The following is a 26,858-nucleotide window of genomic DNA, read 5'->3' on the forward strand; positions in this document are numbered from 1 at the left end:
GCCGATCACCTCTGTGTCTGGCCGTATTCCGGCCTGGGCGCCCGGGGCTTGCGGTGTTTGCCGGTGCCGGAGCCGAGCGGCTTCGGCACCGGTCCTGGAAGAGACAGCTTGCTGACCTCTGGGTACAGGATGGCTTTGGCCTCGGCCAGGTCGGGGGCAAACCCGTACGGCTCCCACATGTGCCCGTTCCAGCGCTCGATGGCGCGGGGCGCGTCCGGATTCAGGTGAGATGCCCTGGGACCGTCGCCGGAGACGACGGGCACGGCGCGAAGGCGGCCGATCGCCGCGTCATGGCGTTCCGCCCAGTCCTTCAGCGGTTCGTCGTCCATCCTGACGTTCCTCGCGTCGGCGGTGGCTGTCTCAGGAGGGTAGTGGCCAATGCGGACCGTTCGGATTCCCGAGCCAGACGACCTGCTTCTCGCGGGAGACGGTCGCGCCGAACGCGGCGGTGTTCGGCGAGCCGTACTCCTCCCAGGTGCCCACCGCTGACTCGACCGCGTCCCAGAGGCGGCGCGGGCCGCCTTGGCGGACCTGCCAGCCACTGTCCGTGGGATCGAGGACGGCGAAGGAATCGGTGACGCTGTCCAGCACGAACGTGCTGTCCGGCCCGCCGTCGACCGTCATGGAGAAGAACCGGGCGTCCGGTGCCGCGAGCTGCGCCATGAACGCCGGCCCAGAGGCTGTGAGGACTTCTGGCCCGTACGTGGCCCTGCGCGTGGTTCCGTCCTCGGGCGCCGGAACCGCGCCGAGGCTCTCCGGCGCGTCCTGTTGGCGGGCGATCATGAAGCTCGGGTCGTCCTCGCTGAACCACCCGCTCGCGCTGTCTCCGGCGACGATGAGCTTGACCAGACCGAGGGAGCGCATCCAGCCACGCAGGGTGGCGAGGATGACGCCGCCCGGCGCCACCTGCCGGAGCCAGGTGGGAGGGATGCTGCGGAAGCCGCACGTGGCGATCAGCCGGTCGTACGGCACTCCGCCTGGGTGGCCGGCACGGCCGTCCCCCACCAGCAGCCGCGGGTTGTAGCCGGAGGCGCTCAGAGCCGTTCGGGCGCGTCGGGCCACGCCCTCGTCCGTCTCGATCGAGGTCACGCGCTCGCTTCCGAGTCGGTGGCACATGAGCGCTGTCGAGTAGCCGGTGCCGGTGCCGATTTCCAGGACGTTCATGCCGTCCTGCACGTCCAGGTCTTCCAACATCCGCACCACGAGGCTCGGCAAGGTGGACGAGGAGGTCGGAACCGCGTTGCTGATCGGTTTCGGGTCGGCCCAGTCGATGTCCCGGCCGCCGAACTGGGTCATCCACGTCTCGTCGCTGTAGACGAGGCGCAGCCACTCCTCTTGGCCGACGGACTGGGGTGTGACCGGCTCCCAGGTCGTGACGCCTGGGGCGTCGCTCTCCCGGTAGAAGCGTGGAACGAAGGTGTGGCGAGGGACGGCTTCCACAGCGGCACGCCACTGCGGCGACCGCAGCCAGCCGTCCTTCTCCAGCTGTCGGGCGAGGCGGTGCCGGAGGTCGGCCGAGGCCGTCTCGATGTCGGTCTCACTGGCCATGCAGCCCTCCTTGCAGGAGATCGGCGAGTGCGGCGGTCATGGGCAGGCCGGTCGCCGGCTCCATCCATGCCCACTGCCCCGAAGGATTGCACTCGATGAAGATCCACTCTCCAGAGTCGGTCAGGGCGAAGTCGAACGCTCCGAAGACGAGCCGGAAGTGCTCCAGGTAGGCACGCATCGACCGCTCCACAGCGGGCGGCACGGCAAGAGGCGTGTACGCGTGTGTGCTGTAGTCCGTGCGCCAGTCGAGCAGCCCGGAGTCGATCCGCACAGCGAAGACGTGTGCGCCGATCACCGTGACGCGGATGTCGGCGACCTTGTCCACACGCTTCTGGAAGAGGTGCATGGTGCCGGTCACCGAGCCGTCGATCTCGTCGGCGGTCACTTCGGTCACCGGCACGGTCTGGGCCTTGCCGTCGACCAGGTAGAGCGGAACCGAGATCGGTTTGAAGATGACGGTGCCGTGCTCCTTGATGAAGGCACGTGCGTCGTCGGGGACATTGGTGATCAGTGTCGGCGGCACCGTGAAGCCAGCGGCCGTCGCAGCGGCGAGCCCGGCGGGCTTGTACTCGGCGTCGCCGATTCGGTTGGGGTGGTTGACGTAGAGGCAGTCGGGCAGGGAGGTCAGGACGCCGCCGAGCCCGTAGCGGGCCTGCGCCACGGCGAACCGCTCGTCCTGCCGGTCGAAGTGAGGGAACGCAAACCCGGAGGGGCGCCGGTAGTACATGGACCGCATGGTGCCCAGCGCGGCATGTCGGCTCGGGGTCCGCAGGCTTCCCCGCCAGCTGTCGGTGCCGCCGATGGTGGCAGAGCACGACAGGGTGGCGGGGAAGTCACCGGAGTCGAACCGCACGACCGGGACACCCCGGTCGTGCAGCTCGGCGATCACGAAGTCCGCGGTCGGGTCGTCGAGGTTGGTGACGACCAGGACGGGTCGATCGTCTTTCGTCAGCAGAGTCACTGGTCGGTGTCGTTCCCGGTGTCGCTGTCCGGGGAGTCGCTGCTGCGATCACCCTGGCCCGTGGTGCCGGTCGTGGGGTTGGTCCCGGAGGACGTGCCGTGGCCCGGGGACATGGTGGGCGCCCCGGAGGCGTCGAAGTACCGGGCGGTCTGCGTCTCGGAGTCCAGCTCCACCGTCGCGTAGACAGGGCCGGCGACGGGCGGGTATGGGGTCATGCGGCGCAGCCCCCACGGAGCCGCAGTCAGGTGCCCTTGCGGCAGCGGGCTGCCAGTGGGAAAGCGATCCATGTAGTTGAACACGGTCTTCCTTCCTGTCGGAACTTCCTTGTCCTTCATGTGACTTGCGACCCGCAGGGCGTCCGGGAGTCCGGACCGACCTGAGCGGGGGTCTTATGGGCGCTGGATGGCGGGGCGCCAGGGGTTACGCCGAAACCGGGTGGAGGTTCCGTAGCCCGGCGAGGACCCGTTGGAGAAGGCTGATGTCCGGTGCCCGCGACTGCACGGCCAGCCGGCCATCGCGGTACCAGTGGTCGAGCTGCCGCTGCCATGCGATTCGGAACGCTCTACCTGCCCGCGGATCTCTCCCAGAGCCAGCCCCGACTCGACGTGGAGTCGCAGCAGATCAGCCGGAGTTATTCGCAGCGGATCCGGTGCAACCGGAGCATCCGTAAGCGGGACGAAGAGGAGCTCTACGCATGCATTCGGGCACGGGTCGTCGACCAGTTCCTCGGAGGCCATGAGCCGTAAGAACACGCGCGAGGTCAGCATGAGGTCGGCACCCGCAGCTCGGCCCACACGATCTTTCCCCACCGATGCAGGTCGTAGCCCCATCGCCAGCTCAGCGACTCCACCAGGAGGAGACCACGGCCGTCTTCAGCTTGGTCGTCCGGGCGGCCCGGTTCCGGAGTGGCTCGGCATTTGTCGGCGACGCCGATCCGGACCACCTCGGCTGTCTGGCGTCGAATCACGACACGGACCAAGCGGCAGGGAGTGTGGTCGATGGCATTGGTGATCAGCTCCGAGACGACCAGCGTGCCGGCCTCTGCCAGCTCGCCTATGCCCCAGGCGTTCAGAGCGGTGGAGACGAGTATGCGCGCTCGGCGTGCGGATTCCGGCACACACGGCACGGTCTGGGTGTAGCCCGGAATGCCTGTCGCTGTTGTTCTGGCGGCGGTCATGGTCACGGGGTCATCCCTCCGAGGCTGGGACGCCCGCCCTGCGACTATGTGCGCCGGGCGGGCGCTCCTCCATGCCGTCAGGGAGAGGTAGGGGGACCCTGGCCCGCTTGACGGCTGATACCGAGTCAACGCCCCCTCGGCGATGAGGAACAGGAAAGGTAGCGCTCCGACCGCCCACGCAGAACCGGAAGACTTTACGCTCCAGTGACCTCTGGTCTGGTCGGTCCGTGGTCGTGGGGCTACGGTCGGTTGCATGGGAGTGAACACCGTCCTCAGGAGCCGGATGGAGGAACTCGGGCTCAGCCAGGATGAATTGGCTGGTCGGATGAACGCTGCGCTGGCAGAGATCACCGGTCGGCCCGGCGACGTTTCCTCCCGCACGGTCCGCAACCTGCTCAACGGAACATCCTGTCGGCCCATCGGGCGCACGTGCGCGGCGTTGGAGCGGGTGTTCGGCTGCTGCGTCGAGGACTTAGGGTTCACCGCACCACGCGCCATGCAACATCCGCAGGAGGACCCCGTGCGGCGTCGCACCTTCCTCAGCTCAGCCACCGGCACCGCAGCCGCCGCCGTTCCCCTGATTGCCCAACGCCGCACGGTAGGTATGTCGGACGTGGCTCGGGCCGCCGCCGGTGTGGACGCCCTTGTCGAAGCCGACGACCGCCAGGGTGGGCACACAGCACTGGAGAAAGACGCCGTGCAAGGGCGTGACAAGGTGCTGGAGCTACAGCAGCGCAACGCCGGCGAACGTGTCCGCCGCTCCCTGTACGCGCTGGCCGCCGAATACACCACCATTGCGGCCTGGTCCTGCATCGATGCCCGCAACCTCGACCAAGCACAGACCTACCTGAACGAATCGGCGACCTACGCCGGCCTCTCCCAGGACGGTGCCACCGAAATACGCGTGTGGATCAACCTCTCGATCCTGGCCTACCAGCGGCACAACTGGCCGGAGGCGCTGGCAGCGGCACAGGCCGCACAAGCCTCCTCGGCGGCTCGCCGCGATCCGTTCTTCGACTCGCTGGGCAGGGTCCGCATCGCCCTCGCCTACGCGGCTCTCGGTGACAGCCGTGCGGGGCTGCGGTCCCTGGGATCGGCCCAGGACACCTTCACCAAAGCCGCGCAGCGCCAGCGCCCTCGCTGGACGGCCTTCTACGGCCAGGCCGAGCTCGACCACCTCGCCGCCGTCGTGCAGTTCAACAGCCGCCGTAACGCCCACGCCGAAGCCATGGCCCACCGGGCACTGGCCAAGATCCCCACCGCCTTCAGGCGCAACAGGGCACTCGCGACCGCTCAGCTCGCTCTCGCACAACTCCACCAAGGAGAAGCCGAACAGGCCACAGCGACGGCTGCCGACGTCTTCACCATCATGGACGGCGACCCCATGCCCGGCCGGATGCGGACCCTCATCGGCGACTTCCACCGCGGACTGTTCACCGTGGCTCCCTCCACCTCCTACGCACGAGACTGGGCAGACCGCATGCGAACCGAATGGAGCCGAACGTGACCGACCTGCGTCACTTCCAGGAGGGAAACCTCCCCGAGGGCTTCCGGCAGATGCTCATTGATGTACACGCCGACGCCTACGCCGACCAGATGGACGACCCCTTCCACCAGCGCTTCGCCTGGTTCGTCGACCATTGGGCAGGCAGGGAGGGCTTTTCCTGCGTGGTGGCGTACGACACCGACGAGCCGGTCGGCTTTGCCTACGGTGCACCCCTCGCTCCCGGCCGCGAGTGGTGGCGCTCCACCGACTACGAGCCGAACAACGGCTACACCGCCACCTACGCCGTGTCCGAGGTCATGGTGCGCCCACGATGGCGCAAGCAAGGCGTCTCTGAACGACTCCACGAAGCTCTGCTGAAGGAGCGCACGGAAGATCTCGCCGTGCTGCTGGTCGACGTCACGCACCCGAAGGTGCAGGCGCTCTACGAGTCCTGGGGGTATGCCAAGGCCGGCGAGCAGCAGCCCTTCGCCGACTCACCGGTGTATGCGGTCATGGTCAAGGGTCTTCGTGGCTGAGTGGGGCGATGAGGTGACCCAGCCGCGGACCGACGACCAGCCCAAAGCCCTTCCACCCGCCCTCGAATCCATGACCCTGCTGGTCGCCGGCGTTATCGTCCACGACAAGGTCACCAACCGCGTCGTCCTCCTCCAACGCAGCCAGAACGCCAAGTTCGCCCAGGGCATGTGGGACCTCCCCGTCGGCAAGAACGAACCCGGCGAACCCATCACCGATACAGCAGTGCGCGAGCTGTACGAGGAGACCGGCCTGACCATGAAGCCGGAGGCCCTGAAGGTCGCCCACATCATCCACGGCGCCTGGGGCGTCGAAGCCCCCAACGGCTTCCTCACCGTCGTCTTCGAGGCCCACGATTGGACCGGTGAACCGGAGAACTGCGAACCGCACAAGCACGCCCAGGTCTGCTGGGTCGACACCGGCGCCATCCCTGCGGAGTTCGTGGACACCACCGCCGCCGCACTTCACCACTACCTCACCGGAGGGCCGAAGGTTTCCCTCGACGGCTGGCACCGCTGAGTCTCCCGACGATCCCGGTCTCGGCTGCCATCACCGGTTGGGGTGGAATTGATCAGGCTTTCGTAGAGGTCAATGCACCGGCGGACGAGATAGGGGCTGTACACGGTGCTGTTGACGGGCCCAGTGATCTCTACGAGAAGCGCCTCCCACCTTCGGCCCCTGAGCCGGCGAAGATAACCTGCTGCCTCATTGGCCACCGACAGCTCAGGTCATCGCTTTCGCGTCAGCTTTCGGGTAACCGCGCAGTCGAGCAGCGATCGGAGCTTCTCATGTCCAGCCACATACGCTCTCTAAAATCCCCATGGTTACGAGATGTCAGGGTCAACTTACGGTGAAGACTGCAAATGGGAAACCAAGAAACTCGGCGACGTCACAGGGGGCACACGGAAAGCTAGAGGAAAACCGTCACCTTGAGTGTCATATCAACGCTTGACTAAATAGAGTCGAGATCGACTTTTCTGGGATCTTCGGTGTTGACCTTCAGCGTGTACGCCGGGAATCCTTCTTCGGCGACATGTTCATGACCGACTGAGTGTCGCGGTGCCACGAAGTACCGGGCCAGGGGGGTTGTGTCATGAACGTGCGTCGATTGAGGCTGCTCAGAGCCGGTGTGGTGCTCGCTCTTCTCGTGGGTCTCAACGCCGCGGTCCCAGGCGCGGCGGTCGCCGCGCCGGCTGCGGGTGGCGGAATCGCCGCCAAGGCGAAGCCGGGTCCCGTGAAACCGCAGCACGCGATGACGCTGTTGCAGCGGCACGCTGAAGTCTCGCATGACCGTGCGACCGGCGCTCGTGCCGCGTCCGTCGTGTCCGCGCGTGGCTTACGGCCCACCGCTTCCGAACTGCGCAAGAACGTCATCAAAGTGCGGAAGACCGCCTCGGCACACAGTCACGCCTCCGCACTGACAGCGCGGCCGGACGCGGCTGCCGCCACGAGCGTCTGGGGCATGCCGGACAACGTCGTGATGTCGGGGCCGGGCGGCGATCCGAGGTCCTGGTCCGACACCGAGGTGTCGCCGGGCTCCTTCAACACCGGCGCGGTCATACCCGGCGAGACCCTGACACTAGCCGCGGACATCTGGGACTCGGTCGACGACTACGACTCGACAGCTCACTACTACGTGGACGTCACAGCCCAGGTTCACGTCACCTGGGAACTCTCAGGCTGCGGCTCCAACGTCACCATCGATACCGGTCAAATCGTCACCGCTCACTCTTACTTCACACAGCTGAACACCAACAACGGCGGTCCGACCCCGGCTCCGCCCCGGGTATCCGCGACGTACACGGTGCCGCAGAACTGCCTCGCGAACGGAGCCAACCTCGTCAGCCTGGACGTGGTCGGCACCGTGACGGATGCCGGCGGCACGTCCGGCGGTACCGCTGTCAACGCCTACAGCTTCTCCAGCCTCCAAGACGCCCAGACCTACGGTGGGCACTGCGGCGGCACCTCCTCCGGCGCGGTCCGGCCGCAGGCCCTGGACTGCGACCCGGTGAACACGGCAACCGGCGCGTTCTCCGAGGTGTCCACCGACGCGAAGGTGGCTGGCGCTGGCGTGCCGTTCACACTGTCGCGCAACTACTCGTCCAACGACAGCACTTCCGGCGCTCTGGGCACAGGCTGGACACTGCCCTGGGAGACCTCGCTGACGGTGGGCACGACGGGTGACGTCACGGTCCGCGACGAGAACGGCGCCACCTTCACCTACGCCAAGTCCTCGACTGGCGCCTTCACCGCGCCCGTCCTGGCACGGTCGACCCTGGCAGCAGCCTCCGGCGGCGGCTACACCCTGACCACCCTGGACGACCACGTGCTGGCGTTCAGCGCCGCAGGACAGCTCACCAGCGACAAGGACCGCTCGGGCCAAGGACTGTCGTTCTCCTACTCCGGCAGCGAGCCGGTGACCGTGACGGACGCCGCCGGACGCGCAGTGAGCCTGTCGTACAGCGGCAGCACCCTCAGCCGGGTCACGCTGGCGGACGGCCGGCACGTCGACTACGCCTACTCCGGCGGCCGCCTGGCATCGGTGACCGGCCTCGACGGCGGCACCACCACCTACACATACGACACCGCCGGTCGGCTCACGAAAATCAACGACCCGCGCGGCCACGACGTGGTGACCAACGACTACGACTCCTCCGGGCGGGTCGACTCACAGACCGACGCCACGGGCGCGACCACCACCTTCGCGTACAAGACCGGGGAGACGGACATCACCGCCCCGGACGGGGGCGTGTGGAGCGACCTGTACGCCGGAGGCTTGCTGACCGCCCGTTACGACCCCTTCGGCAACCGGACGTACTTCGGCTACGACGGCTACGGCAACCGCACCTCCGTCCTCGATCCGCTCGGTGACCACACCACCTACACCTTCGACACGTCGGGCCACATGCTCACCCATGTCATGCCCACCGCGACGGAGAAGTGGACCTACGCCTCCGGTAACGTCGCCACCCACACCGACGGCCGCTCCAACAAGACGACGTACGGATACGACAGCACTGGCCGCCTGACCTCGATCACGGACCCGGCCGGCGGGGTGACGAGCCTGACGTACACGACGGCCGGCCTCACTTCCTCGCTCACCACACCGCGCGGTAAGACGACGTCGTACGGCTACGACTCCGACGGGAACCTGACCTCGGTCACCACGCCGGCGAACGAGAAGACCAGCTACACCTACGACGCGTCGGGCAGACTCCTGACCAGGTCCGACCCCCTGGGCGACACCACGACCTACACGTACGACACCACAGACGGCGTCACCTCGGTCACCGATGCGCGCGGCAAGACGACCACATACTCCTACGACGCGGCACACAACCTGACCTCCGCGGCCGACCCTCTGAGCAACACCACGACCTACACCTACGACGCGGCGAACCGGCTGACGTCCGTCAAGAACGCCGACGGCAAGACCACCACCCGCGCGTACAACATGGTCGGCCTCATCACATCCATCACCGACCCGATGGGCGGCACCACCAGCTACGGCTACGACAAAGCCGGCCACCTGGTGAGCGCCACCACCCCGCGAGGCAACGCATCCGGCGCCAACGCAGCCACATACACCTGGACCTACGGATACGACAGCGCTGGCAACCGCCTCACCGTCACCGACCCGACCGGCGCCACCACCGCCACGGCATACGACGCCGACCACCGGCCCGTCAAGGTCACCGACCCCCTCGGTAGGGCGACCGCGTACACCTATGACGGTGACGACAACCTCACCAAAGTCACCAACCCGCTGAGCCAGAGCATCAGCCGGACCTACGACCAGACCAACCACGTCACAGCCGTCACCGACGCACGTGCCTACACCACCACTTACAGCTACGACACCGACCACAACCTGACCTCCGTCACCTCACCCCTGGGTGGGAAGACGACCTACACGGTGGACGACGACGGCCGCCGCATCACCGCAACCGACCCGCGCGGTAACGCCTCAGGTGCCAACCCGGCCACCTACACGTGGTCCTATGCTTACGACGCTGCTGGCAACCCTCTGAGTGTCACCGACCCAACTGGCGCCACCAGCCATCGCTCCTACGACGCCGACGGCAACATCGCCTCCACCACCGACGGACGCGGCAACTCCACCACCTACGCCTACGACGCCGATGACAACCTCACCTCCGTCACGGCGCCCGACAACGGGGTGACGGCGTACACCTATGACTCCTTCGGCGACGTCACCAGCCGCACCGACGCGGCTGGCCACGCCACCGGCTATACCTACGACGCCGACCACCGCCTCACCAAGACCACGGACCCGCTCGGCCGATCCGTCTCCCACACCTACGACGCCGACGGCCACGCGACGACCACCACCAACGCCCGCGGTCAGACAACCACCACGGCGTACGACGGCCGCGGCCTGCCGACCTCACGGACCTACAGCGACGGCACCGCCTCCGTCGCCTACACCTACGACGCGGCAAGCGAAGTCACCGGCCTCACCGACGCGACCGGCAGCCGCACCGCCACCTACGACGGCGCCGGCCGATTGCTCACCCTGTCCGTTCCTGGGAGCAGCACGCCGTTCACCTACACCTATGACGCCGACAACGACGTGACGGCTCGGACCTACCCGGACGGCAACCAGGCCACCTTCACATACAACTCTGACGACGAGGCGACAGCACAGACTGCCAACTCGGCAACCACGAAGTACGCGTACGACGCAGCCGGAAATCTGATCACCACCACGCTTCCCACCGCCAACGGCTACACGGAGACGCGCACGTACGACGGAGCCGGCAGGGTCGCAACCATCGCCTCAGCGAATTCCACCAGCACCCTGGCGAGCTGGTCCGCCACCCGCGACGCCAACGGCTCGCCCTCCGTCGTGACGTCGACACGATCCGGAACCACAGCGCCGCCGACCAGCTACAGCTATGACACCGACGGACGACTGCTGTCCGAGTGCACCGCCCCCTCCGGCTCCACCGGCTGCCCCAGCGGTTCCACGAAGATCGCGTACACATATGACAAGCTCGGCAACCGTCTCACCAAGGCGACGAGTACTCCGGGCTCCAGTACAACCACCACGACCTACGCCTACGACGCGGCCGACGAACTGACCAGCGCCGCGACCGGTTCGGCCACGACCTCCTACACGTACGACGCCGACGGCAACCAGGCCACCGCCGGCAGCACGACCTACAGGTACAACGCTGCCGGACAGCTCTCTGGCGCCACTGCTGGCTCCAACACCTACGCCTACACCTACGACGCCACAGGCAACCGATCCACGACCAAGACGAACGGCAGCCTCTCCCGCACCACCAACTGGGATATCAACAACCCACTGCCCCAGATCGCGGACGAGACCAACGGCTCGGGAACCCTGATCGGTGACTATCGCTACGACCCGCTCGGTGAACCCCAGGCCCTGCGCACCAGCGCTGGCACCTTCTACGACCACCACGACCTGTCCGGCTCCATCACCGACCTGACGAGCTCAGCAGGCGTCGACCAGTACAAGTACACCTACGACGCCTACGGCACGACCACGGCCACCTCCCTCGCCACGGGCGCACCCGCCAACCCGTTCGCCTACACCGGCCAGTACCGGGACCCTGCCGGCACCGCCCTCGGCTATCAGTTGCGTGCCCGCACCTACGACCCCGGCACCGGTCGCTTCACCAGCACCGACCCCGCAGGTAGCTCGCTCACAGAGCCCTACGGATCCCCCTACGCCTACGCCGACGACGACCCGACCACGCTCACCGACCCCTCCGGAGCCTGCCCCGAGTGCGTCAGCGCGGCAATCGGCGGAATCATCGGAGGCGTCTTCGGCGGCGTCGGCTATTCCCTGAGCCACCCCCATGACTTCAGCTGGAGCGGCTTCGGCAAAGCCGCTGGCAAGGGCGCGCTGTACGGCTTCGGCGCCGGGTTGCTCATGCCCGCAGCCGGCGCTGGCGCAGTCGACTTCCTGGGTCTGGAGGAAGGCAGCACTGAGGCCACGGTGACCTCGGCGGCCGTCAACGCAGGAGTGGGCGCCGGTTACACCTGGGCCTTCAACTCCGCCTTGTGTGAACCGACCTCCCCTGAAGACCTGCTGCTCGGCGCCCTTGGAGGAGCCTTCTCGGGGCTCAACGCGGGTGACTCACCCACCTCACTCTCCATGGTGGAAAACGGTGGTGAACAGCCGCGTACCTTCCCGAATCTGTACGACGACCCGGAATGGCTCGCCCGCGAGCTGGCCGACGCGGAAGCGGCCGGGGTTGCTCCCATCGAGGTGGGCACCCAGGCATTCGACGAGGCGGTGTCCAACGGGGGGAACTATCTGTGGGCCGTCGGGCCGGACGGTAAGCTCCGCATCCTCTTCGAAGCTTCCGACAAGGTCAAGCACTCGGTGCTCTTCCGAGGCGGGCCGGTGCGAGGAGCCGGGGATGTAACCTTCACGAACGGGACGGTCAGCCGTATCACGGACAAGAGTGGCCACTACTATCCGATGGCTGAGCTCGACGCCCCTGACTCGTATCTCCAATCGGGCGTCAAGGCTTTCCGGGAGGCGGGTATAGGCGTCCCGGAAGACGCGATCCAACCGTTCGGGTGGTGATGACTTTGAACAACCCGGGCGACCGGTACAACCCGATCGCTGACTACAGCTCGCTCATCAGGATCGCCGCCCCGCAGCTACCGGACGCTCTGCGACGTTTTGCCCTGCCGGTGCCTCCGGGGCGACGGGCACGATGGGTCCTTACCCTGGTCGACATCGCTTTCACGGACTACTACCCCGCCAACAAAGACCAGGGTATCGACCTGGGGTTGCGCCTCTCCTTTGCGTCGATTCTGCTCGATTTCGTGGAGCGAGAACTGAATGTGCACGACCCAGTCGTCATCAGCCGGGAGTACATCAGGTTTGCTCGGCTAGCGGTGGATGAAGGGGCTCGGGACGTGCCTGCTTCGTTTCGAATCGATGCCGTGGCAGCGCGACTACTGGGTTGCTTCCCTTGCGCCCGTGAGCAGGCACTGAGGGCGGCAGTTGTCAGGCGTGACCGGTATCGAGAGGCTTTGAATGCAGGTTTGCAACAGGGAGAAGAATTTGATCGGGCGGTCAGCTTCGAAGGGGGCGCCGAATTTCTTGCGGTGACCGTTCTGGTGGCAGAATTGCCCTGGTTTCGAGGGAAGATCACCGACAGGGATATAGCCCGTGAAGCGGAAGCCTGGCTCGATATTGCTCCAGAACTTGGACTCGGGGATGACGTGGAAGAGTTGCTGGCCGTACGACGAAGAAGGAGCGGCGGGGGCCTGTGACCTGGTAAGGGCGCAGATGGCAACTGACATGCCCTTTGAAGAGCCAGGCCGTCACCAAACCTTTCGACCTGGCCACCGGTCCTGGTCACCGAGCTGATCACGGTGCACATCACCCGCCAGCACTCTCCAGCGGTACCTCTCAGGTGTCGCTGGACGGGAGGACGTGGCGGGAACCTGCATATCTGAGACGCCCCTTGGCCCTGCAGCGCGGATGTCGGCTCAGTGCCGGCGCCAGCATCTGGCAACGGCGCGACCACGTCTCATCGGCGAGGCCGGAGTTCCACGAACCCCGGGGCCCGGCCTACACCGACGAGACCATCCAGTCTGATCGCGCGGCGGCGGATCGAGGACGACTGGCTGGAGAGCTGGCGGCTACTCAGGAGAAGCTCCGGCGCGACGAGCGCGAGGCTGAGGCGACGCGTCGCCGCAGAAGCAGCTCGGCGCCGGGTCCTGAAGCTGAGAACAGCCGGGTTGCGTGAGCGATGCGTGAGCGGACGGGGAAGCATCCATTGGATGTGACGTCATGCACGGGCGGCCAACAAGTCTCTGACCAGGGAGAACAGGACCGAGCGTGATCACCGAGCACCACCCGTCACGATCTTGCAGGCCCTCGTAATGCGTAGGTCTCGGGTTCGAATCCCGAAGGCGGCTCCATGGGAACCCCGGATCGCTTCCGATCCGGGGTTTCGTCGTTTCCGCTCGGGGGCCGGGGGAAGGTGCCGACAAAAGCGGAGCAAAGGGGCCGTGAAGTGAATCCGGGTCGGGGGAACCCGCGGAGCTGAGGCAACATCTTGGTGAACGGGGAGCGCCGCGCGGTCAGGGTGCGGTGCCGCTGCCGGCCGGATGGGGTGAAGGACGTGGTGGAGCCGAGGATCGCCGTCGCCGTGGTGACGATGGGCAACCGGCCCGCCGAAGTGGACGCCCTGCTGGAGTCCGTGGCCAAGCAGGATCTCGCCCCCGCCCGCATCGTGATCGTCGGCAACGGCTGCCGGCTGCCCGAGTTCGCCCGCCGGCTCTCGCTGCCCGGTGAGGTCACCACCATCGACGTCGAGGAGAACCTCGGCTGTCCGGGCGGCCGGAACGTGGCCCTCGCCCGGCTGCGTGAGTTCGGGGACGTCGACGTCGTCGTCGAGCTGGACGACGACGGTCTGCTCGTCGACGCCGATGTGCTGCGCCGGGTGCGGGACCTGTACGTCGCTGATCCGCGCCTCGGCATCGTCGGGTTCCGGATCGCCGACGAGCACGGCGAGACCCAGCAGCGGCATGTGCCCCGGGTGGGGAAGTCGGATCCGCTGCGCGGCGGTTACGTCACCGGGTTCCTCGGTGGCGGGCACGCCCTCAGCATGGCGATGCTGGCCGAAACCGGCGACTGGCCCGCCGAGTTCTTCTTCGCGCACGAGGAGACCGACCTCGCCTGGCGCGCCGCGGACGCCGGCTGGAAGATCCTCTACGCCCCGCAGCTGCTGCTCCAGCACCCCAGGACCTCGCCCGCCCGGCACGCCGTCTACTACCGCGTCAACGCCCGCAACCGGGTCTGGCTGGTCCGGCGTCGGCTGCCGTCGCCCCTCGTCCCCGTGCACCTCGGGGTGTGGACCCTCCTCACTCTCGCCCGCACCCGCTCCCCCGCAGGGCTGAAGGCATGGCTCGCCGGGTTCGCGGAGGGCCTGCGGGAGCCGGCCGGCGAGCGGCGGCCCATGCGCTGGCGGACGGTGTGGCGGCTGAGCAGGCTGGGGCGCCCGCCTGTGATCTGAGCGGTGGGCGGGGCGTCGGCCGGGAGATTCCGGGAAGACGGGACGGAGCCCCGGTCGTTCACCTCCGCCGACCGGGGCCCCTGCGTCCCCGGATCCAGCCTGCGGCGACACTCCCCCGAGTTACGCGACACACGCGCGCGCCGTGGGGCCGGATCCGATGTAGTGATCACATCAGGACTCGCCAACGGATCGCTAACATGTGGCCAACGGTTCGCCTGAAGGTCGCGAACCGGATGGCCGGAACTCGACGGGCGTACGGGAGACCGGCCGTCAGACCGTCCGATCCGGAGCCGATCCCGGGCCGACCAGGGCGGGTTCGGTCGGCAGAAGGTGGCGGGAAACCGTTGTGGGCAGGGCGGATTTCCGCCAGGGAACGGTGGGCGTGCGCCCGCCGCGCAGTGCGGTCGGCCCCGACCGCGCGGGAAGGCAGTGGAGCGGCGTGATGCGGTGGTGCGGGCTGCGGTTCGGGCTGCTGGGGCCGCCGGTCCTGTATGACCGGCCGCCGTACGAGATTTCGTACGAGGCGGCGGACGAGACGGCGCACGAGGTGTCGTACGAGACTCCTGGTGTTCTTTCCGGTGAGGCCTCCGACGACCTCCCCGACAGCGACGTCCGGGCCATCGGCAGTCCCAAAGTGCGTGCGCTGCTGGCCGCGTTGCTGCTGGAGGGGGGCCGGGTCGTGTCGGTCGAGTCGCTGAAGGACGCCCTCTGGGGCGGGGCGCCGCCCGTCTCGGCGCAGGCGTCCCTGCACAACCACGTCACCCGGCTGCGCCGGCTCCTGGACGACCCCGAGCGGCTCAGGGCCGTACCGCCCGGGTACGTGTTGCGTGTCGAGCACGGCGAGCTGGACGTGCACGTCTTCGACGCCCGGGTCGCGGAGGCGCGGGCCGCGCACGCCCGGCGGGAGTGGCCGGGTGTCGTACGGGCGTGCACGTCCGGACTGTCGCTCTGGCGCGGTACCCCGCTCGGCGGGCTGCCCGCCGACTTCGGCGGATACGCGCTGGTGCAGCGCCTGGAGGAGGCGCGGCTGCTCCTGCTGGAGTGGCGTTACGACGCCGAACTCTCCTTCGGTGGCGCACGGTTGGCGGCGCTCGTACCGGAGCTGGCCGCGCTCGTCGCCGAACATCCGCTACGCGAGGCGTACCACCGTCAGCTCATGCTCGCCCTGCACCGCACCGGCCGCCAGGCCGAGGCCCTCGCCGTCCACCGCGACCTGCGGGCCCGCCTGATCGAGGAACTCGGCATCGAGCCCGGCCCTGCGGTTCGGGCGGCGCATGTCGAGGTGCTGCGGGGGAGCGGTCGGCAGCGGGAGGGGGCGGACGCCGCGGTGCAGGACGTCCGCGGGCAGGGGCGCGGCGACGGGCCTGTCGAGGTCGTCGCCGCGGGGGAGAAGAACAGGCAGGACGCGGTGCAGGGCGAGCATGGCGAGGGGGGCGCGGGGACGCTCGGGGACGGGCGGGAGCCGGCCGCACCGGCCGCTCGGCAGACCCCGCGTCCGGCCCAGCTGCCCGCTCCGCCGGCCCATTTCACCGGGCGTACGGACGCGCTCGCCGAGCTGCGGCGCGCGCTCACCGAGCCGCCCGCGCCGGCCCCCGCCGTCGCCGTGATCAGCGGCATGGCGGGCGTCGGCAAGAGCGCGCTCGCCCTGCACGTCGCACACGAGCTGCGGGAACGTTTCACCGACGGTCAGCTCTACGTCAACCTGCACGGCGCCACCCCCGGCATGACCCCGCTGACCGCCGTACAGGCTCTCGCCGCGCTGCTCCGGGACCTGGGCGTCGAGCCCCGCAGCATCCCCGAACACCCCGACGCCGCAGCCGCGTTGCTCCGCTCGCTGCTCGCCCCGGCCCGGATCCTGCTGGTGCTGGACGACGCGGCGCACGCGGCCCAGGTACGGCCCCTGCTGCCCGCCGGTCCCGGCTGCGCCGTGATCGTCACCAGCCGTTCGCCGCTGACCGCGCTCGACGGCGCCCGGCGTTTCCCGCTCACCCCGCTGACCGGCGAGGACAGCGCGGCCCTGCTGCGCGCGGTGAGCGGGCGGGACGGTCTGGACGCCGGACACGCGCTCGTCGAGCTGACCGGGCGGCTCCCGCTGGCGCTGCGCGTGGTCGCGGCCCGGCTCGCCGCGCGCCGCGCCCTCACCCCCGAGGTGCTGGCGGGTCAACTGGCGGAGACCGGCGGCCGGTTGCACCATCTGGAATACGACGACCTGAGCGTCCGGCGCTCCCTCGCCGTCGCCCACGACGCGCTCGCCGCCGCCGGGCGCGAGGCCGACCGGGACGCGGCCCTCGCGCTGCGCCACCTCGGCGCGCTCGACCTGCCGACCTACGGCGCCCCGCTGATCGCCCGCCTCACCGGCATCGACGAGCGTCGTGCCGAGGCCGCCCTCGACCGCCTGGTCGACGTCGCCCTCCTGGAGGAGACCGCCTACGGCCGCTACACCCCGCACGACCTGGTCCGCGACTTCGCCCGCGAACTCGCCGACCAGGAACGGGGTACCGACGACGGGGCACCGGACGCCGTTGCGGACACCGGCTCATCTGTCGATGCCGATGCCGATGCCGATGCAGCCGAGGCCGCCGCCCCCGACCTGGCCGCCCTTCGCTGGTACGCCGCCGTCGCCGAGCGGCTGATCGAGGCCATCGTGGAGCCCGGGCTCGATCTGGAGGACCGGCGGCGGGCGACCTCCGCGCAGCCGGCGGCACATGCGTCCGCCGTGGCTGGGCTGGGGTATTTCGGGTCGGCCGAGGAGGCCTTCGGGTGGGGTGAGGTGGAGCTGGAGAACGTGGTCGCCCTGGTGGCGCGGAACGCGGAGACCGCCGACCCGAACCGGGCCGCGTATCTGTCCGTGCTCGTGCGGCTGCTCTTTCCGTACGTCCAGCGCAGGGGGCGCGTCGCCGAGATGGAGGTGCTGGGGCGGGCCGGGCTCGGGGCGGCGCGACGGCTCGGGGACGCGGCGGCCGAGGCGTACGCCCTCGGCGACCTCTCGGGCCTGCACTTTCTGACCGGCCGGCAGAGGGACGCCCTCGCCCTCACCGACCGGTCCCTGGAGATCTGGCGGCGGCTCGGCGCTGCCTCCCGGATCCGGCGCTGCCTGAACAACCGGGGGCTGCTGCTGGAAGGGCTGGGGCGGTTCGAGGAGTCCGAGGAGGCGCTGCGGCAGAGTCTCGCGTACTCGCGGCAGTTGAACGACCCCTACGGTGAGGCCGTCACCCACAGCCACCTCGGCAACCTCTACGAGCACACCGACCCGCGTGCCGCCATCGAGCAGCACCGGCGCTCGCTGGCGATCGGGGACGAGATCGGCGCGGTCATCGTGCAGCACTCGGCGCACTGCAACATCGGTTACGCCCAGCTCGCCCTGCACGAACCGGCGGCCGCGGCACGGCACTTCGAGGAGAGCCTGCGCATCCTCGGCGGCGCCGGCGACTGGCACGGCGAGTCCCAGACCCGGCTCGGCCTGGTCCGCTCGCTGCGGCTGCTGGGCGAGACCGAGCGGGCGGACGGGGAGTGCGCCGAGCTGCTGCGGCGCGCGGACGCCCGCGCCGACCGGTACATCGGCGGGCTCGCCCGGCACCAGCACGGGCTGCTGCTGCGCGAGCGGGGGCGGTGGCCGGAGGCGTACGACGCCTGGCGGGCGGCCCTCGCGGCGCTGGACGGCACGGATGACCAGACGGTCCTCGGTGAACTGCGTGCCCTGCTCGCCGAGGACCGAACCGGCTGAACGGACCGAGGGGACCGGCCCAAGGGGGCGTGAACAGTGCTCACTTGGCGTCGGCATAGCACTCCACCACCGCCGTCGTGAACGGGAAGCGCACCGGTGTCTCGCCGAAGGTCAGCCGTCCGGCGAGGTCGGCCGAGGCGCGGATGGCCGACACGACGGTGTCGGCCTCCTCGGCGGGGCAGTGCACGATGACCTCGTCGTGCTGGAAGAAGACCAGCTCGGCCTTGAGATCCGCGCAGGCCTGGCGGAGCGCGGCGAGCATCAGCAGGGCCCAGTCGGCGGCGCTGCCCTGGACGACGAAGTTGCGCGTGAAGCGGCCGCGCGCGCGGGAGTTGGTCGAGGCGTAGCCGGGGACCCACGCCTGGCCGTCCGCCGGCGCCGGCTCGCCGTCGTCCTCGCCGAGGGGGATGCCCGCCTCCTCCGCCGCGTCCTCGCCGACGCCGGCGGCGGGCGGGCAGGTCCGGCCCAGCCAGGTGCGCACGAGGCGGCCCTCCTCGCCCGCGCGGGCCGCCTCGTCGACGTAGGCGACGGCCTTCGGGAAGCGGCGGCGCAGCGCCGCCAGGTTCTTCAGGCCGTCGCCGGAGGTCTGGCCGTAGACCGCGCCGAGCACCGCGAGCTTGGCCTGGTCGCGGTCGCCGGAGAAGGCGTGTTCGGAGACCGACTGGTAGAGGTCGCTCTCGCGGCCCGCGACCTCCATCAGACCGGGATCACGGGAGATCGCGGCGAGCACGCGCGGCTCCATCTGGTCGGCGTCGGCCACCACCAGCCGCCAGCCGGGGTCGGCGACCACGGCCCGGCGGATCACCTTGGGGATCTGCAAGCCGCCCCCGCCATTGGTCACCCAACGTCCGGTGACCGTGCCCCCGGCGAGGAACTCGGGGCGGAAACGGCCGTCGCGCACCCAGTCCTGGAGCCAGGACCAGCCGTGGGCGACCCAGACGCGGTACAGCTTCTTGTACTCCAGCAGGGGGGCGACGGCGGGGTGGTCGATGTCCTGGATCTCCCAGCGGCGCGTCGAGCGCACCTTGATCCCGGCCTGGGCGAAGGCCTTGACCACGTCGGCCGGCAGATCGGGGCGCACCCGGCGGCCGAAGGCGGCGGACACCTCGTCGGCCAGCTCGGCGAGGCGGCGTGGCGCGCCCCCGCCCGCGTACCGCTCGCCCAGCAGGCCGTGCAGCAGCTCGCGGTGGACCTCGGGGCTCCAGGGCAGGCCCGCGTGGTTCATCTCGGCGGCCACCAGCATCCCGGCCGACTCGGCGGCCGTCAGCAGCCGCATCCGGTCGGGGTGGGCCGTGCGCGCGTGCCGCCGCAGCTGCTCGGCGTAGACCGCGAGGAGGTCGGTCAGGGGCAGGGGGGTGCCCATGGGTTCGAACAGCGGGGACTGGGCGCCCGGTTCGGCCGCGCGCAGCGGCGGGTCGGGCGGTACGGGGCCGCCCCGGAGGCGGGCCAGGGCGGCGGCGGCCGAGCGTGGCTCGCCGTGCCGGCCCTCGTGACCCAGCAGGAGTGTCTCGGCGTCCTCGATGTCGTAGCACCGCTCCACTCGCACCCCCGTGGCGAGCAGACGCGGGTAGACCTCGGGGGTGGACCGCCACACCCAGCGCGTCACCTCCGGGCGGCTCCGCACCGCCCCGGCGGGATCGCTCTCCCGCCGCACCGGCCCTGCGGGCAGTCCGTCCCGGCCGAGGGGGGCGACGTCCACGCCACCGTCCTCGGCCGGAGCGAGTGCCCACCGGTCGGTCATGGTGCGAGTCTGACAGGCCGGTCTGACAATCCGTCCGACCTGCTGTTTCATCCTTTCGAGGGGCCGACGGCGGAGGCCTGTCGACGACGGCGCCCGCCGGACGGGCCGGGCGGCCTCAGTCCTCGGTGGCGGGCGACTCGTCGGCCGTCCCGCCGGCCCCCGGGAGTTTCTGGTCCGCCAGCAGCGACAGCACCTTGGCGACGTACGCCTCGGTCCCGGCCTTGGTGACGCCGAGGCCGCTGAGGACGCCCTCGCCGTTCTCCTGCTCCAGGAGCGCCAGCAGGATGTGCTCGGTGCCGATGTAGTTGTGGCCGAGGCGCAGGGCCTCGCGGAAGGTGAGCTCCAGGGCCTTCTTGGCCTCGGGGCCGTAGGGGATCAGGCCGGGTACGTCGTCCGAGGCGGGCGGGAGCGCGGCGGTCGCGTCCTGTCGTACGGAGTCCAGCAGGACGCCCTGGTCGATGATCGCCTTCGCTGCCAGGCCCTCCGGCTCGGCCAGCAGTCCGAGGACCAGGTGCGCGGGCCGGCTCTCCGGGTTGCGGGCCGCCACCGCCTCGTTGTGCGCGGCCATGACCACGTTCCGCGCGCGCGGTGTGTAGCGGCTGAAGCCCTGGCTGGGGTCGAGGTCGTTGGACTCCTTCGGTACGAACCGCTTCTGGGCCGCCTGCCGGGTCACGCCCATGCTCTTGCCGATCTCGGTCCAGGAGGCGCCGGAGCGGCGGGCCTGGTCGACGAAGTGGCCGATCAGATGGTCGGCCACGTCATCGAGGTGATCGGCGGCGATCACCGCGTCCTGGAGCTGGTCGAGGGGTTCGGGGTGAACTTTCTTGATGGCCTCGATGAGGTCGTCGAGGCGCACGGATGCCGTGATGTTCGGGTTGGTCGCCATGTGTCAACCGTAGGTTGCACTCTCAGGGATGTCAACCGATGGTTGACAGTCCAGTTCTCCAACGGACTGACAGGGAGGGCCCCTGCGGGCGCCCTCCCGTCGTCAGCGCCCCTCGGCCGTTACCGTGGTCGCGCCCGGCGGTCCGGCGGCCCGGCTTCCGGCCGCCGGACGCCTGGATGCCGCTTCCCTGCATTTGTCCACAGGCTGTGGACGACGCCGGGCCGGCTGTCGGTGGGGCATGGCACGATCGATGGCGTGACCAGCACTGCCAGCACCGTCGAGCGGGCCTTTCGGGCCGCGCTGTACGACGACACCGACACCGGGCTCGACACGGGCGCCTCCCTGCTCGCCGCCGACTCCTCCGCCGATGCCGAACTCACGCGGCGCGGCGAGGAGTTCGTCGCGTCGGCCTGGCAGCGCGGCTGGCAGCCCGCCGATGTCATACGGCTGGTGCGGCGCGAGCTGGCGGAGGCGCACGTGTGCCTGGCCGCCGCGCTGATCCGGGCGCAGGCCGGCCGGGACCGCGCGCGCGGGCACCGGTGGAACTCCCAGCTGGCCGGGCTGCCCGAAGCACCCGCGCGCGACGCCGACCGCTTCTCGCGGGCCACGACCGCGCTGGAGCTGTACCGCCTGCTGCTGCGGCTGCCCGCTCTGGAGCCGCTGCAGGACGAGCCCCGCCGCGCGGCCGGTCCGCAGGCCTCCCGCATGCTCGCCCGGATCCGTGCGCTGCTCGCCAAGGCCGAGGCGACCGGCTATCCGGAGGAGGCCGAGGCGCTGAGCGCCAAGGCGCAGGAGCTGATGGCCCGGCACAGTGTCGACGAGGCGCTGCTCGCCGCCGAGGCGCCGGCGCCGGATGCGCCCGGGGCCTGCCGGATCGGGGTCGAGCCGCCGTACGAACAGGCCAAGGCGGTGCTGCTGGACGCGGTGGCGGGGGCGAACCACTGCCGCGCGGTGTGGAACGAAACGCTGGGCTTCTCCACGGTCGTCGGCTTCGAGGCGGACCTGGAGACGGTCGAGCTGCTCTACACCTCGCTGCTGGTGCAGGCCACGCACGCGATGGCCGGGGCGGAGGCCGCGCAGCGGGCGGGCGGGCGCAAGCGGACCAAGACCTTCCGGCAGTCGTTCCTCGCGGCCTACGCCCACCGCGTGGGTGACCGGCTCGCGGCCGTCGCCGAGAGCCAGGTCAGCCAGGATCTGCTGCCGGTCCTGGCCACCCGGGAGATAGCCGTCACGGACCGGATGGAGCGGATGTTCCCGCAGACCACCACGACCCGGCTGCGCGGGGTGAGCGACGCGGCCGGATGGACGGAGGGTGCGCGGGCGGCCGACCAGGCGCAGGTCCGCTCCCGCCCCCGGCTCGGATGAACCTGAGCGAATGAACCGGGGCGGATGAGTCTGAGCGGCTATGCCCGAGCGGATGCGCCGCCCGCCGGATTTGGCGGGACGCGTCGGTCGCGTCAGTCGCCGACCTGCTGGAAGGCGCTCACCGAGGCGTTCGGGGTGCCGCCCTGTCCGGCGACGGGGCCGTACGACCAGGGGAAGCCGCGGGAGGCGCTGGTGCCGGGCAGGGTGATCTGCACGGTCTTCGCGTCCAGGCCGGTCTTGTCGCCCGCCTTGCCGCGCACGTAGGTGATGGTGAAGGTCGCCGAGTCGCCCTTGTTGAGCTTCAGCTTCTGGGCCTTGGCGCCCTTGAGCACGGGCACCTTGGCCTGGGTTCCGCCGGCGCCGAGCACCACACCGGCGAAGTCGTCCAGGGTGCAGGGGGCGCTCTGGTTGGTGAGGCTGACGGGGATCTCGCCCGTGTCGCCGACGCCCGGGGCCACGCTCGCCGACCCGATCTGCACGGAGACCTTGCCGATCTCGCAGGCCGAGCTGTTCTTGCCGCTGGTGCCGCCGCTCTTGCTGCCGCCGCCGTTGCAGGCGGTCAGCAGCAGGGCGGCGGCGAGGGCGGTGACGGTGAGCGGAATGGCGCGCATGAGCAGGTCCCATCGAGGTCGTGACGGTGCCCCTGCATCATGGCGCCTGCGGCCCGGCCGTGTTCGCCCACCCCTCCGGAATCACCACTTCAGGTGGGTCACTTCTTCGGATGGGTCGTCGGCACCTTCGGCAGCGAGCCGCCCTCCGCCCTGGTGTACGTCTCCTGGCCGGCCTTGCCCGACCACGTCACCTTCATGGACTTGGCGTCGACCGAGTCGACCATGCCGGTGCCCCGGTCGTCGCTGCCGCCAGGGCAGGTCAGATGGATCATCTGCATCCCCGACTGCTCGCCCGCGGTGCCCTGGCACCACGCCTTCTGGCCGGTCATGAAGAGTCCGGCCTTCTTCCCGGTGATCACCAGCGCCACGATCTTGCCGCCGTTCGTGGTGACCCAGCTGCCCTGGAGCTTGCCGGACGCGCCGGTCACGGCTGCGGAGCCCGAGGGCGACGAGGAGGGGGTCGCGACGGCGCTCGGCGTGGTCTTGGCGGTGCTCTTGTCGCTGCCGCCCCCGCTGCACGCGGTCAGCGCGGCGAGCGCGCCCACCAGCCCCGCGGCCACGACGGCGGTGCGCACTCTTGCGGGCGCAACCCTCGCGGCCCTCGCGGTCCTTGCAGCCCTTGCAGTCGCAGAAGTCACCGGAAAAGCTCCCAAGCTGTAGCGGCCGGCCGCCCTCGGCCGGGCGGCCCGCAGCAAGCTACCAGCCCTTACCAGGAGGATTTCCGGACTCCGGGCAGGAATCCGTTGTGAGCCTGCTCGCGCAGACTCACCCGGGACAGGCCGAAGGCGCGCAGGTAGCCGCGCGGACGGCCGTCCACCTGGTCGCGATTGCGCACGCGCGTGGCGCTCGCGTCGCGCGGCTGCCGGCGCAACTCGCGCTGCGCGGCGAGCCGCTCGGCGTCCGAGGACGACGGCCGCCGGACGATCTCTTTCAGCTCGGCGCGCCGGGCGGCGTACCGGGCCACGATCTCCTTGCGGCGTTCGTTCTTCGCGATCTTGCTCTTCTTCGCCATCAGATCCGCACTCCCCGGGCGCGGATCCGGGCCACGGCCGCCTCGACACCGATCGCGTCGACGGTCTTCACGGCCCGTGCGCTCAGCCGCAGCCGGACGTACCGGCCTTCGCCGGGAAGCCAGTAGCGCTTGCTCTGGATGTTGGGGTCGAAGCGGCGGGAGGTGCGCCGGTGGGAGTGGGAAACGCGGTTGCCGAAGCCCGGCCGGGCTCCGGTGAGCATGCAGTGCGCGGACATGGTGACGCAGCTCTCCTCAGGCATAGTTCGTAATGGATTTCATTTTCAGTAAGATAGCAGCATGGCACGCAACGAACTCCGCCCGGTCATCAGGCTCCGGTCCACCGCCGGGACCGGCTTCACCTACGTCACCCGCAAGAACCGCCGGAACGACCCGGACCGCATGACGCTGCGCAAGTACGACCCGGTCGCCGGCCGGCACGTCGACTTCCGAGAGGAGCGCTGAGCCACCGCCATGCGCAAGGGAATCCACCCGGACTACGGGCCCGTCGTGTTCCGTGACCGTGCAGCCGGCCACGCCTTCCTCACCCGCTCGACGCTCGTGGGCAGGGCGAGCGGGAAGACGATCGAGTGGACCGACGGCCACACCTACCCGGTGGTCGACGTCGAGATCTCGAACGTCAGTCACCCCTTCTACACCGGTACCGCGCGCGTGCTGGACACCGCCGGGCGCGTGGAGCGCTTCGAGCGCCGGTACGGGAAGCGGGGCGGGGCGTGAGGCTGGCGGTGGCCGTGGTCGGCGGGCTGCACGCCGACGCGCGCAGGGCGGCCGTCGACCGGCTGCTGGCCGACGTGCCCGGCAGTGTCGTACTCCACCACGACCTGGCGACGGCCGCCGCCGGCATGGTCGTGCGCACGGTCCGCGACCGCGGCGGGGTCCTGTCCTCGGGCGAGACGCCGCTGGTCAACGACTGCGCGTGCTGTGCGCTGCGCGAGGATCTGGTGCCCGAGCTACGGCGGCTCGCCGACGACGGCACGACCCGGCTCGCCGTCGTCGAGCTGTGGGACTCGGTCGAGCCCAGGGCGATGGCCGAGGTGATCGTCTCCGGCGGGCTGACCGTCACGTCGGTGATCACCGCCGTCGACCCTGCGCTGGTCCTGCCGTATCTCGGCAACGGCGACGACCTCGCCGAGGCCGGGCTCGCCGCGGCGGCCACCGACCAGCGTACGGTCGCCGACACCTTCGCCCGGCAGCTGGAGTACGCCCCCGTCCTGGCCGTCGCCGACTCCCCGGAGGCCGACGACGAGGACCGCGAGCTGCTCGCGCAACTCCACCCGACCGCCCGCCAGGTCCCGATCGGCCACGGCCCTCTGGCGGGCACCTCACCCGCGCCCCCACCGACCCCGCCCGTCGGCGCGGCACCCCCACCGGCACCGGCGGTCGACGCCGCACCTGCACCGGAACCCGCAGCTGCACGTGCACCGGAGCCGCAAGCTCCCCGAGCCCCGGAAGTCCCCCAATCCCCGCAAGCCCCGGAAGTCCCGCAAGCCCCGCAAGCCCCGCAAGTCCCCGAAGGGCAACAGCAGCCGGGCCCTCTCGCTCGCGCCGCTCTCGGTGGGTTCGATGTCGAGGCGGCCGCGGCGGCGCAGCATCCGGCCTGTGCGCGGTTGCCCGCCGAGGCCGCCGGGCACGGTGTCTCGACGTTGGTCTGGCATCGTCGCCGCCCCTTCCACCCGGAGCGGCTGTACGCAGCGCTGGAGGACCTGACCTGTGCCGCGGCCCGCAGCCGGGGCCGGTTCTGGCTCGCCGACAAGCCCGACGCGCTCCTGCACTGGGACGCGGCCGGCGGTGCGTTGTGCGTGGAGAGCGCGGGGCCGTGGCTGGCGGCGCTGCCGGACGCGGCCTGGGAGCTGGTGCCGCCGGTGCGCCGGACCGCCGCCGCGCTGGACTGGCACCCGGAGCACGGCGACTGCTGCAACCACCTGGTCTTCACCTCACCCGGCCTGGACCGCGACGGGCTTACGCACCTGCTGGAGACCTGCCTGCTCACCGACGCGGAGTACGCCGCCGGCCGCGACGCCTGGAAGCGGCTCCCGCCCGCCTTCGACACCCTGTTGGAGATCTGATGTCCCGCAAGTCCGACCGCAAGCCCCATCCCCGCCCGAACCCCCTGGACCAGGCCGGGGTCACGTACATCGACTACAAGGACACCGAGCTGCTGCGGAAGTTCATCTCCGACCGCGGCAAGATCCGCAGCCGCCGTGTCACCCGGGTCACGGCGCAGCAGCAGCGGCAGCTGGCGCAGGCGGTCAAGAACGCACGGGAGATGGCGCTGCTGCCGTACTCCAGCAGGTGAACGCAGAGGTGAGGTCTTACAGGTAGGAGACTTCCTACGGTTGACGCGTAGGGAATTACCTACCTACTCTTCCGGCATGACCATCACGCACGCCTCATTCGTCACGCTTCCCGTCTCCGACCTGGACCGCGCCCTGCGCTTCTACCGGGACGTCCTCGGTCTGACGGTCACCGCCGACCGGGACATGCCCCAGGGCCGCTGGCTCCAGGTCGCCCCCGAAGGGGCGCAGACCGTCTTCACGCTCTCCGGTCCGGGCATGGGTGGTTTCGAGCCCGGCTCGGCGCGGGGGATCATGTTGGTCACGACCGACGTCGACGCGGACTGCGCCCGGCTCGCCGCGGCCGGGACCCCCGTGCAGGGCCCGGACGAACTGCCCTGGGGGCGCATGGCCTCCTTCGCGGACCCCGACGGCAACGGTCTGATGCTGCTGACGGAGAAGGAAGGCCTCTGACCGCTCAATG

The 26,858-nt window shown here is 70.0% G+C and carries 25 protein-coding genes; 13 read left to right on the top strand and 12 right to left on the bottom strand.

The annotated features are described in order from the left end of the window. Positions 1–5: 5 nt before the first annotated feature. The 5 genes from BIV25_RS17315 to BIV25_RS17340 all read right to left on the bottom strand — a co-directional run bounded on the left by BIV25_RS17315 (position 6) and on the right by BIV25_RS17340 (position 3,686). Positions 6–329, bottom strand: a complete 324-nt coding sequence (locus BIV25_RS17315; RefSeq protein WP_071373247.1) for a DUF6087 family protein — start codon at positions 327–329, stop codon at positions 6–8. A gap of 31 nt (positions 330–360) precedes the next feature. Then, positions 361–1,548 carry an ATP-grasp peptide maturase system methyltransferase gene (tgmC, locus tag BIV25_RS17320; protein ID WP_071373248.1) on the bottom strand — a complete coding sequence of 396 codons (1,188 nt, stop codon included), beginning with the start codon at positions 1,546–1,548 and terminating at the stop codon, positions 361–363. Continuing rightward, a complete protein-coding gene (tgmB, locus tag BIV25_RS17325; protein ID WP_256255881.1) occupies positions 1,538–2,509 on the bottom strand; it encodes an ATP-grasp ribosomal peptide maturase in 972 nt (323 codons plus the stop codon). The genes tgmC and tgmB overlap by 11 nt, the downstream gene beginning before the upstream one ends. Next, positions 2,506–2,808, bottom strand: a complete 303-nt coding sequence (gene tgmA, locus BIV25_RS17330) for a putative ATP-grasp-modified RiPP (RefSeq protein WP_071373249.1) — start codon at positions 2,806–2,808, stop codon at positions 2,506–2,508. The genes tgmB and tgmA overlap by 4 nt, the downstream gene beginning before the upstream one ends. A 461-nt stretch (positions 2,809–3,269) precedes the next feature. Beyond that, the gene (locus tag BIV25_RS17340; protein WP_071373323.1) at positions 3,270–3,686 is read right to left on the bottom strand and encodes an ATP-binding protein; all 417 of its coding nucleotides are present in this window, start codon (positions 3,684–3,686) and stop codon (positions 3,270–3,272) included. 283 nt (positions 3,687–3,969) lie between these two features. Between BIV25_RS17340 and BIV25_RS17345 the strand changes: the two genes are divergently transcribed. Genes BIV25_RS17345 through BIV25_RS17355 form a run of 3 tightly spaced genes read left to right on the top strand, consistent with a single transcriptional unit; the run spans position 3,970 to position 6,225 of the window. After that, positions 3,970–5,193, top strand: a complete 1,224-nt coding sequence (locus BIV25_RS17345) for an XRE family transcriptional regulator (protein WP_256255883.1) — start codon at positions 3,970–3,972, stop codon at positions 5,191–5,193. After that, positions 5,178–5,708, top strand: a complete 531-nt coding sequence (locus BIV25_RS17350) for a GNAT family N-acetyltransferase (RefSeq protein ID WP_071373252.1) — start codon at positions 5,178–5,180, stop codon at positions 5,706–5,708. Before BIV25_RS17345 ends, BIV25_RS17350 begins: the two co-directional genes overlap by 16 nt. Continuing rightward, a complete protein-coding gene (locus tag BIV25_RS17355) occupies positions 5,677–6,225 on the top strand; it encodes an NUDIX domain-containing protein (protein ID WP_071373253.1) in 549 nt (182 codons plus the stop codon). The genes BIV25_RS17350 and BIV25_RS17355 overlap by 32 nt, the downstream gene beginning before the upstream one ends. Before the next feature lie 433 nt (positions 6,226–6,658). Here BIV25_RS17355 and BIV25_RS51065 read toward each other — a convergent pair whose 3' ends face one another. Further along, positions 6,659–6,994: a hypothetical protein gene (locus BIV25_RS51065; RefSeq protein WP_177235314.1), complete on the bottom strand. Its 336-nt coding sequence runs from the start codon at positions 6,992–6,994 to the stop codon at positions 6,659–6,661. Positions 6,995–7,168: 174 nt separating this feature from the next. On the opposite strand from BIV25_RS51065, the gene BIV25_RS17360 reads away from it, so the two are divergent. From BIV25_RS17360 to BIV25_RS17370, 4 genes are all read left to right on the top strand, one after another. Next, positions 7,169–12,295 carry a DUF6531 domain-containing protein gene (locus BIV25_RS17360; protein ID WP_177235315.1) on the top strand — a complete coding sequence of 1,709 codons (5,127 nt, stop codon included), beginning with the start codon at positions 7,169–7,171 and terminating at the stop codon, positions 12,293–12,295. Continuing rightward, positions 12,295–12,993, top strand: a complete 699-nt coding sequence (locus tag BIV25_RS50360) for a hypothetical protein (protein WP_143076654.1) — start codon at positions 12,295–12,297, stop codon at positions 12,991–12,993. Before BIV25_RS17360 ends, BIV25_RS50360 begins: the two co-directional genes overlap by 1 nt. A gap of 857 nt (positions 12,994–13,850) precedes the next feature. Then, positions 13,851–14,744, top strand: coding sequence for a glycosyltransferase family 2 protein (locus tag BIV25_RS17365; protein WP_079176704.1), 894 nt, complete (start codon positions 13,851–13,853; stop codon positions 14,742–14,744). Between the two features lie 442 nt (positions 14,745–15,186). Further along, on the top strand, positions 15,187–18,468 hold the full coding sequence (locus tag BIV25_RS17370; RefSeq protein ID WP_071373255.1) for a BTAD domain-containing putative transcriptional regulator: 3,282 nt from the start codon (positions 15,187–15,189) through the stop codon (positions 18,466–18,468). A gap of 40 nt (positions 18,469–18,508) precedes the next feature. Here BIV25_RS17370 and BIV25_RS17375 read toward each other — a convergent pair whose 3' ends face one another. After that, entirely contained in the window at positions 18,509–20,209 is a 1,701-nt protein-coding gene (locus BIV25_RS17375; RefSeq protein WP_071373256.1) for a bifunctional 3'-5' exonuclease/DNA polymerase, read from the bottom strand. A 115-nt stretch (positions 20,210–20,324) separates the two neighbouring features. After that, positions 20,325–21,095, bottom strand: coding sequence for a Clp protease N-terminal domain-containing protein (locus BIV25_RS17380; protein WP_071373257.1), 771 nt, complete (start codon positions 21,093–21,095; stop codon positions 20,325–20,327). Between the two features lie 255 nt (positions 21,096–21,350). Here BIV25_RS17380 and BIV25_RS17385 point away from each other — a divergent pair, with 255 nt between their 5' ends. Beyond that, positions 21,351–22,460 carry a DUF2786 domain-containing protein gene (locus tag BIV25_RS17385; RefSeq protein WP_177235316.1) on the top strand — a complete coding sequence of 370 codons (1,110 nt, stop codon included), beginning with the start codon at positions 21,351–21,353 and terminating at the stop codon, positions 22,458–22,460. Positions 22,461–22,552: 92 nt separating this feature from the next. Here BIV25_RS17385 and BIV25_RS17390 read toward each other — a convergent pair whose 3' ends face one another. The 4 genes from BIV25_RS17390 to rpmB all read right to left on the bottom strand — a co-directional run bounded on the left by BIV25_RS17390 (position 22,553) and on the right by rpmB (position 24,319). Next, positions 22,553–23,071, bottom strand: a complete 519-nt coding sequence (locus tag BIV25_RS17390; RefSeq protein ID WP_071373258.1) for a DUF4232 domain-containing protein — start codon at positions 23,069–23,071, stop codon at positions 22,553–22,555. Positions 23,072–23,169: 98 nt separating this feature from the next. Next, a complete protein-coding gene (locus BIV25_RS17395) occupies positions 23,170–23,646 on the bottom strand; it encodes a hypothetical protein (protein ID WP_177235317.1) in 477 nt (158 codons plus the stop codon). A 131-nt stretch (positions 23,647–23,777) separates the two neighbouring features. Next, a complete protein-coding gene (gene rpsN / locus BIV25_RS17400; protein WP_071373259.1) occupies positions 23,778–24,083 on the bottom strand; it encodes a 30S ribosomal protein S14 in 306 nt (101 codons plus the stop codon). Next, entirely contained in the window at positions 24,083–24,319 is a 237-nt protein-coding gene (rpmB, locus tag BIV25_RS17405; protein WP_071373260.1) for a 50S ribosomal protein L28, read from the bottom strand. The genes rpsN and rpmB overlap by 1 nt, the downstream gene beginning before the upstream one ends. Before the next feature lie 61 nt (positions 24,320–24,380). Here rpmB and rpmG point away from each other — a divergent pair, with 61 nt between their 5' ends. From rpmG to BIV25_RS17430, 5 genes are all read left to right on the top strand, one after another. Further along, entirely contained in the window at positions 24,381–24,545 is a 165-nt protein-coding gene (gene rpmG, locus BIV25_RS17410; protein ID WP_020141033.1) for a 50S ribosomal protein L33, read from the top strand. Positions 24,546–24,554: 9 nt separating this feature from the next. After that, the gene (locus tag BIV25_RS17415) at positions 24,555–24,818 is read left to right on the top strand and encodes a type B 50S ribosomal protein L31 (RefSeq protein WP_071373261.1); all 264 of its coding nucleotides are present in this window, start codon (positions 24,555–24,557) and stop codon (positions 24,816–24,818) included. Then, positions 24,815–26,167 (top strand): GTP-binding protein, encoded by a 1,353-nt coding sequence (locus tag BIV25_RS17420; protein WP_071373262.1) that lies wholly within the window; start codon positions 24,815–24,817, stop codon positions 26,165–26,167. Before BIV25_RS17415 ends, BIV25_RS17420 begins: the two co-directional genes overlap by 4 nt. Beyond that, complete coding sequence (gene rpsR / locus BIV25_RS17425; RefSeq protein ID WP_071373263.1) at positions 26,167–26,397, top strand: 30S ribosomal protein S18; 231 nt, start codon at positions 26,167–26,169, stop codon at positions 26,395–26,397. Before BIV25_RS17420 ends, rpsR begins: the two co-directional genes overlap by 1 nt. A 76-nt stretch (positions 26,398–26,473) precedes the next feature. Beyond that, positions 26,474–26,848 carry a VOC family protein gene (locus BIV25_RS17430; protein WP_071373264.1) on the top strand — a complete coding sequence of 125 codons (375 nt, stop codon included), beginning with the start codon at positions 26,474–26,476 and terminating at the stop codon, positions 26,846–26,848. Positions 26,849–26,858 lie beyond the last annotated feature (10 nt).

This window comes from Streptomyces sp. MUSC 14 (assembly GCF_001866675.1).
Classification (GTDB): domain Bacteria; phylum Actinomycetota; class Actinomycetes; order Streptomycetales; family Streptomycetaceae; genus Streptomyces.